This window comes from Chryseobacterium pyrolae, assembly GCF_025153485.1.
In the GTDB taxonomy this organism is placed as follows: domain Bacteria; phylum Bacteroidota; class Bacteroidia; order Flavobacteriales; family Weeksellaceae; genus Chryseobacterium; species Chryseobacterium antibioticum.
On the sequence record NZ_JANZQH010000002.1, the window covers coordinates 740722 to 749482 of the forward strand.

An 8761-nucleotide genomic window follows, 5' to 3' on the forward strand; every position below is an offset into this window, starting at 1 on the left:
ACATAAAGCAAATAAAAAGGCTCTTAAAAAAGAGCCTTTTGTCTAGTTATTTTTTAATGATCTTAGCAAGATGTTCTCCTTTATCAGTTTTTATTCTAATGAAATAAATTCCGGAAGAGATATCTGATACATTAATTTTTTCTGTAGTGTTCGTTATATTTCTGATCAATTTTCCTGCAGCATCATATATCTTCACAGTTTGGATCTTATCATCTCCTTTCGTCTTCACAGAGAAATATTCTGTAACGGGATTGGGATAAATCTGAATATCAGCATTGGCATTCTTCCCGTCTGTTTGACGAATATCATTAGTGGCTAAATACACTGGCAGGGCATCCGTAATTTCATACAATTCGCTACCGTGATTTTTTGTTGCGATGGATAGATATAATCTTTCCCCGTCCGTTGCCAATTTTTCTATATTTTCATTCGCAAGCAGCTGACTGTCATCATTGGTTACAAAAATATCCATTGCCATTGTGTTGGAGACCGTCCCATTGGTTTTCCATACTTTCTGGGAGTCTCCATTCAGGAAGTACAGATAGTTATTGGCACAGATCATGTCTTTCACAGAAGATAAATTGGATGTTAAACTGAACGTCCCGCTAGTTGTTCCATCTGTTCTCCAAAGCTGAGTACCATTGTTATTGGTAAAAAACAACTGACTTCCGCATTTTTTAAATTTAGTCTCGCTAAAAAAATTACTGCTTAAGATCTCAGTAGTTCCCGCCACAGTTCCATCTGTTGAGTGAAGACCTGCGAAATATCCTGTAGTAATATACAAGAGTTTATTATTTAAAACTTCGGTTTCTCTGGAAATGTTAGCATCACCAAAAGGTATCGTATGATCTTTTAATAAAACCGCAGATGCCTGATCTCCATCTGAAGCCCATAGTTCATTTTGTGAATAACTTGAATTATTTTCCTTTCTTTTTGTGAAAAAAAGTTTGTTATTGAAACTTTTCAATACTTTGATGTCACCATCTCCTCCGTCCTGATAACTAAACTGAACGGCTTTTGAAGTTCCGGCAGATGTCCCGTCAGATTTCCAGATTCCCAGCTTTCCATTTTCTTTGGCTACAAAATAGGCAAAACCGTTCAGAACCGCCGTTTGAGAGTCTGTATTATACATACTTCCCATATTATCCGTCGAAATATCTTTTACCAGAACCGCTGTGTCTGTATCGTTGTCAATTTTCCATAATTCTGTTCCTATTACGTTATTATAGCCGGAAAATAAAAGGGTATTGTCATTGAGGTTGACATAAAAAGAATTATCATAGATTACTGTACCAGGAGATGTAGACAATCCTTCTGAATATATCTCTGTACCAGCTGTTCTGTACATACCACTCCTTGGATTTGGAGTTCCGTTTTTAGTATAAAGATAATTTCCTACTTTAAAGAAAGTGTCTTTATTATCAGAAAACATTCCCATAAATGAAGTGTTTCCAAAAGAGGAAAGTCTTTCAAGCTGTTGTGTATTTTTATTTCTTTTGTAAAGCTGGTTGTTATACTGGCGGTCTGCAGCAATAAAAATGAGTTCATTATTCAGAACCTCAAAAGAATGCGGCGCAGAGCTTTCAAACCTGCTGATATCGGTAGCTAAAGAAGAAGTTTGAGAAACGGGATTTACTGAGAATAGTTCTGTTCCATTCTTTGGATTATATCCGGTGAGATAAATTTTAGAATTCAGATCAATAAAGCTATTGTTATAAGGCATTCCAATATCCGTAATTTCAAATGTCTGAGATGGGTTTCCGTTCGTTATCCAATACCTGTTCCCATAGTTTGGTTTCGTAAGGATTAAATGTGTACCATCTGAACTTTTTCCATACAATTCGGTTTCAGGTGGGGTATTGAATAAAACGGTCCCTGCTTCAGTACCGTCTGTTTCCCAAACATAATCGCCGTAAGCAGGACTTACTCCATTGGCATTGCTATCAAAGTATATTTTATTATTAAGTTTTATAAATTTACTGTTAGCCATAGAACTTGTATTTCCAGGCATTATATTTTTAAGCATCCTGGTTCCCGCAGCAGTTCCGTCGGAGATCCAAGGTTCCATTCCTCCTGCGTCAGGATCAAATCCTTCAAATACAAAATAATTATCTGCTGAAATTCCATTCAAACGGGGTGCACGTAACGGTTTTACTGAAACTGTTCCGGCTTCTGTTCCATCACTTTCATAAAGTCCATATCCGGTTCCCAGACTAGCAATAAAGTAAAACTTATTATGAAGAGGTAATATATTAAAATCTCCCGAAACACTCCCGTACTGATTAGGTATAATATCTTTCAGCAAAACGGTTCCGGCTAAAGTTCCATCTGATTTCCAAATCTCTTTTCCATGGACTCCGTCATCTGCACCCAAAATCAGTTCGTTATTAAATGAATACATTTTTACATCTCCGGAATACACAAAGGTTTTCACTTTCAGCAGATCCTTTGATACGGTGTCAAATGACCATAATTCATTCTGTACATAATAGAAAATCTTATTTCCGGCGACAACAAGGTTCCCGATAGAATAATCTGAGATGAGATCTTTTTCTTTCACCGTTCCTGCAGCAGTTCCATCCGTTGACCAAATCTGATACCCAGAAAAACTCTGCTGAGCCACAAAATATATCTTGCCATTTACGTTTACAAAAGATGGCGAACCGGACAGGCCACTGTTGTGCCCCGGAAAAATATCTTTCAGCAGTGAAGATTTTTGAGTCACAGAATTAAAGCTCCACAATTCCCTTCCTTCATCACTAAATCTTGTGGCTGGAAAAATGATAAAATCATTCAGTTTAATTAAATCGCCAGGGGTACTGGAAGAGCCAAAATTAATTTCATTCAGCTTAGCATTGAACACATTTTGTGCACTGGAATATATTGATAGTGCTATCAATACAGAAACATAAATCTTTTTCATAGATATTACAATTAATCCTTAACTCATTCTTGCGTTTGAATTAAGGATCATATATGGTTTATTTAAATGTATATTTTATTTTGAAGAAAATACTTCTTTGGCAAAGTCTCCATTCGCTTGCGGGATATCAATAACGATATTTCCATTTTCAAAATATCCGATGGTATAAGTTCCGTCTGCCAATTTTACTCTGAAAACCTCTTTCTTGGAAGACGTTTTAAAAACAGCGAATGGCACAGAACTACCGCTGTCTGCCAGAATAAACTGATTGGTATCAACCTGTATCTTCTGAAGATTCAGCTTACCATTTGTATATTTTCCAGATTTACTTTCTGAAACAGGTAAAGATAAAGGTTCATCATTCCTTTTGACAGGCTGAGTATTGGCGTTTTCAGCTTTTGTAACTGGAAGATTTTCTACAGGTTTTGAAGCTGGAAGTGAAACCAGAGACAATTTAAGAGCATCCTGATAGCCTTCTTTATATTCTTTAAGATTTGAATTTCCTTTTGATGAAAATACCACTTTCCCGTTGCAATCCTTGAATTCTAATTCTATTTTGTTTCTTAGAAAACTGCTTTTATTGCTTATATTACTTACTGCAAAGCTGCAAGAATTTTTTTCAATCTCCGACGGCCACTGGTCTTTACCTTCCTGGATAACTACATATCCTTTTGACTTCAGAGCTTTTGCCAAAGAATTGTCAAGATCATAAGACTCCTTTTCGAAATCTTTAAATGTCTGAGGAACGGAAATATATTTATAATCTGAAACCCTTTGCCCGAAAACAAATGTTGAACAAACCGTCAATATAATTATCGAAATCTTTTTCATTGTCTTTAAATTACATTTCAAAGTTAATCATTTCTGAACTGCCCCATATCCAGTTTAAGAGAGAAAAAATTAGAATAGAAATTAGATCCTCCGATTCCTGAATTCGTGATCGCATAATCTAATGTCAGTCCTCTGTATTTAATTCCTATACCGGCACTTGGCTGAAAAGAAACTTTTCTCTTAAGGTCCTCAATATCTGTAATAGACTGGAATCTGTTGACCCCAAGCCTTACAAAGATCATTTTCTGGTATCCAAGTTCAGCACCAGCATATGGCGTTAAACTTGCGAAATCTGTAGATACCAAAGCCGCTGTTTTAGCAAAATCCACATTGATCCCCGCTTCCGGTAATACATAAAGGCTGTTGTTAATATTGAATACTTTACTTGCCCCCACATTCAGTTTAGGCATAGTAAGTTCCATTTTATCTTTTGGTGCAGGGTTAAATTCTTCACCATTAACGACTGTTGAAAGCTCTTTTTGGTTGATGCTCCAAAAGTTGACCGTAGTAGTCGCATCACGTAGCATACCTCCGAATTTCCAACCGTTGTCAGCTTTATAGATGGCTCCAATGTCAAAACCGAAACCATAGCCGCTGGCAAATTTCCCTACATTTCTGTAAACAATTTTAGCGTTCACCCCTACATCCAGTTTGGTATTTCCGGCAGGATGAAAGGCATAAGAAAGGATGGCTGCATAGTCTGACTGGGAAAATTTAGTGATTTTATCATAATCAATATTTCCTTCAGCATCAATCATCTGAGTTGTGTTCAGGATATTGTCTACCCCTAATCGTACTATAGAAACTCCGAATACGCCTTCCTCCAATACTTTTGCATAAGCCAGATAATCATATTTCGCAATAGATTCAAAATATTCTGCGTGCATTGCTGCTCCCTGCCAATCTCTTTCAATAGCCATTAAGCCGGCCGGGTTCCACATCGGGGAATACACATCGTCCTGGTTAGATACCACGGCACCTCCCATAGCGAGCCCTCTGGCTCCAGCTCCGATATTTAAAAATTCATTGGAGTATTTTCTTATGATCTGAGATTGAGACAGCCCAAACAGCAGTGAAAATGCAATTAAAAAATATTTCTTCATCATATAAATTTGATGCTTAGTTAAAGTTTTTTTGTTTTTTTATTTTTCTGGATTTCATCAATCCATTCACAATGATAGCCAGTATCATAACACCTGAAGCGGCATAAAATATCGGGCTCATCTCTTCTGATTCCCCAAAGATAAAAAAAGCTAGTATAATTCCGTAGACAGGTTCTAAATTAACTGTTAAAATTAGGGTAAAAGGCGAAATATATTTCATCAGGTTCACCGATTCCAGCATTGGAAAAGCTGTAAAAACACTTGCCAACAAGCATATTAACGCCAGATCTCTGTAGTTTATTTCATCCATCTGAAAAATCTGTCCTGTAATCATATAAAATATCGATAGAACCAGCCATCCGCAGAAAATTTCATAAAATATAATATTTCCGGAACTCGTTTTTCCAAACATTTTCCCGTTAAAAACAGAGAAAATAGTCCCAAACACAGCACAAAGTATCCCATAAATTATACCTTCCTTAAAATGAAACTCCGTTTTAAAGATCATTAATATACAGGCAACAATCACCACACCCATGACCACTTCTGATATATCGATCTTCCTTTTAAAAATAACAGGCTCTAATATGGATGCAAATAAGGTAGAAAGAGACAGACAGCTTAATGCTATTGAAACATTCGAAACTTTAATAGAATAAAAAAAACAATACCAGTGAAGCGCCATAGCACAACCTATCGCAGCCAGTTGAAAAAATATTTTCCAGGATACTTTGATGCTCTCTTTTTTATAAATTCTGATGAATACAAATAAAAATATGGCAGCAAACAACATTCTGTAAAACACAAGAATCTGAGCATTGGCATGAATTAGTTTTCCCAAAATTGCAGTGAACCCCCACAAAAAAACAATCAAATGCAGTCTGAAAAGTGCTAATTTTTGCATATCCTAACTTCTATAAATTTTTAACAGGCAAATTTACAAATAGGCTTTTACAAATCTCATAAAAAATATAAATTTTACTTTAATAAAAAAATAATTAATGCGTGTTCATCTTATTTTTCCTGAATAAATTCTCACAATCAGTTAAAAATAGAAAATATAGATCTTACAAAACTTTAGACCAAACAAATGGAGTTGTTATTTCATCGTGTAATTGATAGAGATTACACTCCTCTAAATAAAAAAATCATAGATTTGAGTAATGACCTTACACAAAGATATTAGAATTAAAACAGATCGACTGTTATTACGACCTGTAGAAGAATTGTATGTTGATGATATCAATACATATTTCACCGAAGAAATTACAAGATATATGCCTTTCAACCCGGAAGGAGATAGAAATGATATTCTAAGTTTCGTGGAAGAATCAAAAAAGTCGCTTTCAAACAATACCGACCTGGTAATGGTTGCGATTGACTCTAAAAACAACTTCATGGGTTGTTGCGGTATCCATAATATAACAGAAGAATCGGTAGAACTCGGCTTATGGTTGAAAAAGGGAGCACAGGGTATGGGGTTCGGAACAGAAATAATAATGGGCCTTATTGAATTTTTAGAAACTAATTTCATTTTTAAGTATATCCTCTATCCTGTTGATCAGGAAAATATGGCCAGTAGGAAAATCCCGGAAAAATTAGGTTTTATCCCTTATAAAAAGTATCAGAAAAATAAAACTCAATCGTCATTTCTCAATATGGTCGAATACAGGAAATATTACTCAGATTAATTTTTTTATCATGATCTTCGAGTTTCTAATGATGTAAGCACAAAAAACCCTGAAAATTTGTTCAACGTTCAGGGCCTTCAAATAATAAACTATTAAAAAAATAAACTAGGAACTTAGAGTATTTTACAGGGAATATTATCCCTTTAACTCTCTAGTAAAGTTAGAAAAAATATTAATAATTTAAAAACATTTTTCTGTTAAAAGTTTCACAAATTTCTGAGAACCAATATATTAAACACTTGTTTTACTTCCGTTGGGATTCATTTTAAAAATAGTATCTTTAGCCGTAAAAAATTGAAATTTTATGGACCTTGAATTCAACAAACGGGAAGATCAAAATAGATTAAAATTATCCGATATCAATCAATTGCTCGCTGAAATAAAAAAAGGAGGCGGTGAAAAGAGGCTTCAAAAGCTTCGTGACGAAGGAAAAATGACAGCAAGAGAAAGAGTTGAATATCTTCTCGATAAAGGTTCAGATTCCATTGAAATCGGCACATTTGCTGGCTACGAAATGTACAAGGAACATGGAGGATGTCCAAGTGGAGGGGTGGTTGTTGTAATGGGTTATGTTTCAGGAAGACAATGCCTGGTTGTCGCTAATGATGCTTCTGTAAAAGCAGGTGCCTGGTTTCCGATTACCGGAAAGAAAAACCTGAGAGCTCAGGAAATTGCTATGGAAAATAAGCTTCCGATCATTTATCTGGTAGATTCTGCGGGTGTTTATCTTCCTATGCAGGATGAAATATTCCCCGATAAAGAACATTTTGGACGAATTTTTAGAAACAATGCTAAAATGAGCTCTATGGGAATTGTTCAGATCTCCGCAGTGATGGGCAGCTGCGTTGCTGGAGGCGCTTATCTTCCTATTATGAGTGACGAGGCCATGATTGTAGACAAAACAGGTTCTATTTTCCTTGCAGGAAGTTATCTTGTTAAAGCAGCAATTGGTGAGAGTATTGACAATGAAACTTTGGGAGGAGCTACTACGCACTGCTCAATTTCAGGAGTTACTGATTACAAAGCTAAAGATGATAAGGATGCATTAAATAGAATCAAAAACATCATGAAATCTCTGGGAAGTACTGAAAAAGCAGGATTTGACAGAATTGAAAGTTTTCCCCCAAAGGAAAATCCCGATAATATTTTCGGAATCGTACCTGTTTCAAGAGCAGAGCAATATGACACCTATGAAATCATCAAATGCCTGGTTGATAATTCAGAATACGAAGAATATAAACCGGATTACGGAAAAAGTATCATCTGTGCGACAGCCAGAATTGATGGCTGGTCTGTAGGAATTGTAGCTAACCAGAGAAAACTTGTAAAGAGTGGAAAAGGAGAAATGCAGTTTGGCGGCGTCATCTATTCAGATTCTGCAGATAAATCGACAAGATTTATTGCCAACTGTAACCAGAGAAAAATTCCTTTGATTTTCCTTCAGGATGTTACAGGATTTATGGTAGGCTCAAAGTCAGAACACGGTGGGATTATTAAGGATGGAGCTAAAATGGTGAATGCTGTTGCTAATTCTGTGGTTCCGAAATTCACCATCATTACTGGAAATTCTTACGGTGCCGGAAATTATGCTATGTGTGGTAAAGCTTATGATCCCAGATTAATTGTGGCATGGCCTTGGGCAGATCTTGCTGTAATGGGTGGATCACAAGCCGCAAAAGTTTTAGTGCAGATTCAGGAATCTACTTTAAAAAAACAGGGTAAAGAGATTTCTGAAGAAGAGCATAATGAAATTCTAGATACAATCACGAAAAGATACCAAAAGCAGACAGAAGCTACCTATGCGGCGGCAAGGCTTTGGACAGATGCTATCATCAACCCGACAGATACAAGAAAATGGATCTCTATGGGTATTGAGGCAGCTAATCATTCTCCTATTACAGAGAAATTTAATCTGGGAGTTATTCAGGTTTAATGGATCTGCATATAATAAACTAAAATCGTCTCATTAGAGGCGATTTTTTTCATCTATACCAAAACACTATTCCTGTTATAAATGATAAGAGATTATTGATGAATGGTGAATGATGAATGATTTGTGGCCTCGCCCTATTTTTCATTCTTCATTCTTCGTTCTTCATTCCCTATTCCCTATTCCCTTGGTTTGGTTTGATATATAACAAAAAAAGTCTCATACAAATACATGTATGAGACTTTTTAATAAAAACTGGCGGCGGCCTACTCTCCCGCTTTCG

At 35.9% G+C, this 8761-nt stretch carries 6 protein-coding genes; 2 read left to right on the top strand and 4 right to left on the bottom strand.

The annotated features are described in order from the left end of the window. Nucleotides 1-46: 46 nt before the first annotated feature. The 4 genes from NZD88_RS06780 to NZD88_RS06795 all read right to left on the bottom strand — a co-directional run bounded on the left by NZD88_RS06780 (nucleotide 47) and on the right by NZD88_RS06795 (nucleotide 5761). The gene (locus tag NZD88_RS06780) at nucleotides 47-2923 is read right to left on the bottom strand and encodes a T9SS type A sorting domain-containing protein (RefSeq protein WP_259828366.1); all 2877 of its coding nucleotides are present in this window, start codon (nucleotides 2921-2923) and stop codon (nucleotides 47-49) included. A 75-nt stretch (nucleotides 2924-2998) separates the two neighbouring features. Then, nucleotides 2999-3754, bottom strand: coding sequence for a hypothetical protein (locus NZD88_RS06785; protein ID WP_259828367.1), 756 nt, complete (start codon nucleotides 3752-3754; stop codon nucleotides 2999-3001). 23 nt (nucleotides 3755-3777) lie between these two features. Then, entirely contained in the window at nucleotides 3778-4860 is a 1083-nt protein-coding gene (locus NZD88_RS06790; protein WP_259828368.1) for a putative type IX sorting system protein PorV2, read from the bottom strand. 13 nt (nucleotides 4861-4873) lie between these two features. Next, the gene (locus tag NZD88_RS06795) at nucleotides 4874-5761 is read right to left on the bottom strand and encodes a DMT family transporter (protein ID WP_259828369.1); all 888 of its coding nucleotides are present in this window, start codon (nucleotides 5759-5761) and stop codon (nucleotides 4874-4876) included. Between the two features lie 259 nt (nucleotides 5762-6020). Here NZD88_RS06795 and NZD88_RS06800 point away from each other — a divergent pair, with 259 nt between their 5' ends. Both NZD88_RS06800 and NZD88_RS06805 read left to right on the top strand, forming a co-directional pair. Next, nucleotides 6021-6548: a GNAT family N-acetyltransferase gene (locus tag NZD88_RS06800; RefSeq protein WP_259828370.1), complete on the top strand. Its 528-nt coding sequence runs from the start codon at nucleotides 6021-6023 to the stop codon at nucleotides 6546-6548. Nucleotides 6549-6852: 304 nt separating this feature from the next. Continuing rightward, complete coding sequence (locus tag NZD88_RS06805) at nucleotides 6853-8481, top strand: acyl-CoA carboxylase subunit beta (RefSeq protein WP_259828371.1); 1629 nt, start codon at nucleotides 6853-6855, stop codon at nucleotides 8479-8481. Nucleotides 8482-8761: the final 280 nt, after the last annotated feature.

Bases quoted from the DNA above. Each gene is read 5' to 3' on its own strand.
- NZD88_RS06780 (WP_259828366.1), bottom strand. From the start codon at position 2,923: ATGAAAAAGATTTATGTTTCTGTATTGATAGCACTATCAATATATTCC.
- NZD88_RS06785 (WP_259828367.1), bottom strand. From the start codon at position 3,754: ATGAAAAAGATTTCGATAATTATATTGACGGTTTGTTCAACATTTGTT.
- NZD88_RS06790 (WP_259828368.1), bottom strand. From the start codon at position 4,860: ATGATGAAGAAATATTTTTTAATTGCATTTTCACTGCTGTTTGGGCTG.
- NZD88_RS06795 (WP_259828369.1), bottom strand. From the start codon at position 5,761: ATGCAAAAATTAGCACTTTTCAGACTGCATTTGATTGTTTTTTTGTGG.
- NZD88_RS06800 (WP_259828370.1), top strand. From the start codon at position 6,021: ATGACCTTACACAAAGATATTAGAATTAAAACAGATCGACTGTTATTA.
- NZD88_RS06805 (WP_259828371.1), top strand. From the start codon at position 6,853: ATGGACCTTGAATTCAACAAACGGGAAGATCAAAATAGATTAAAATTA.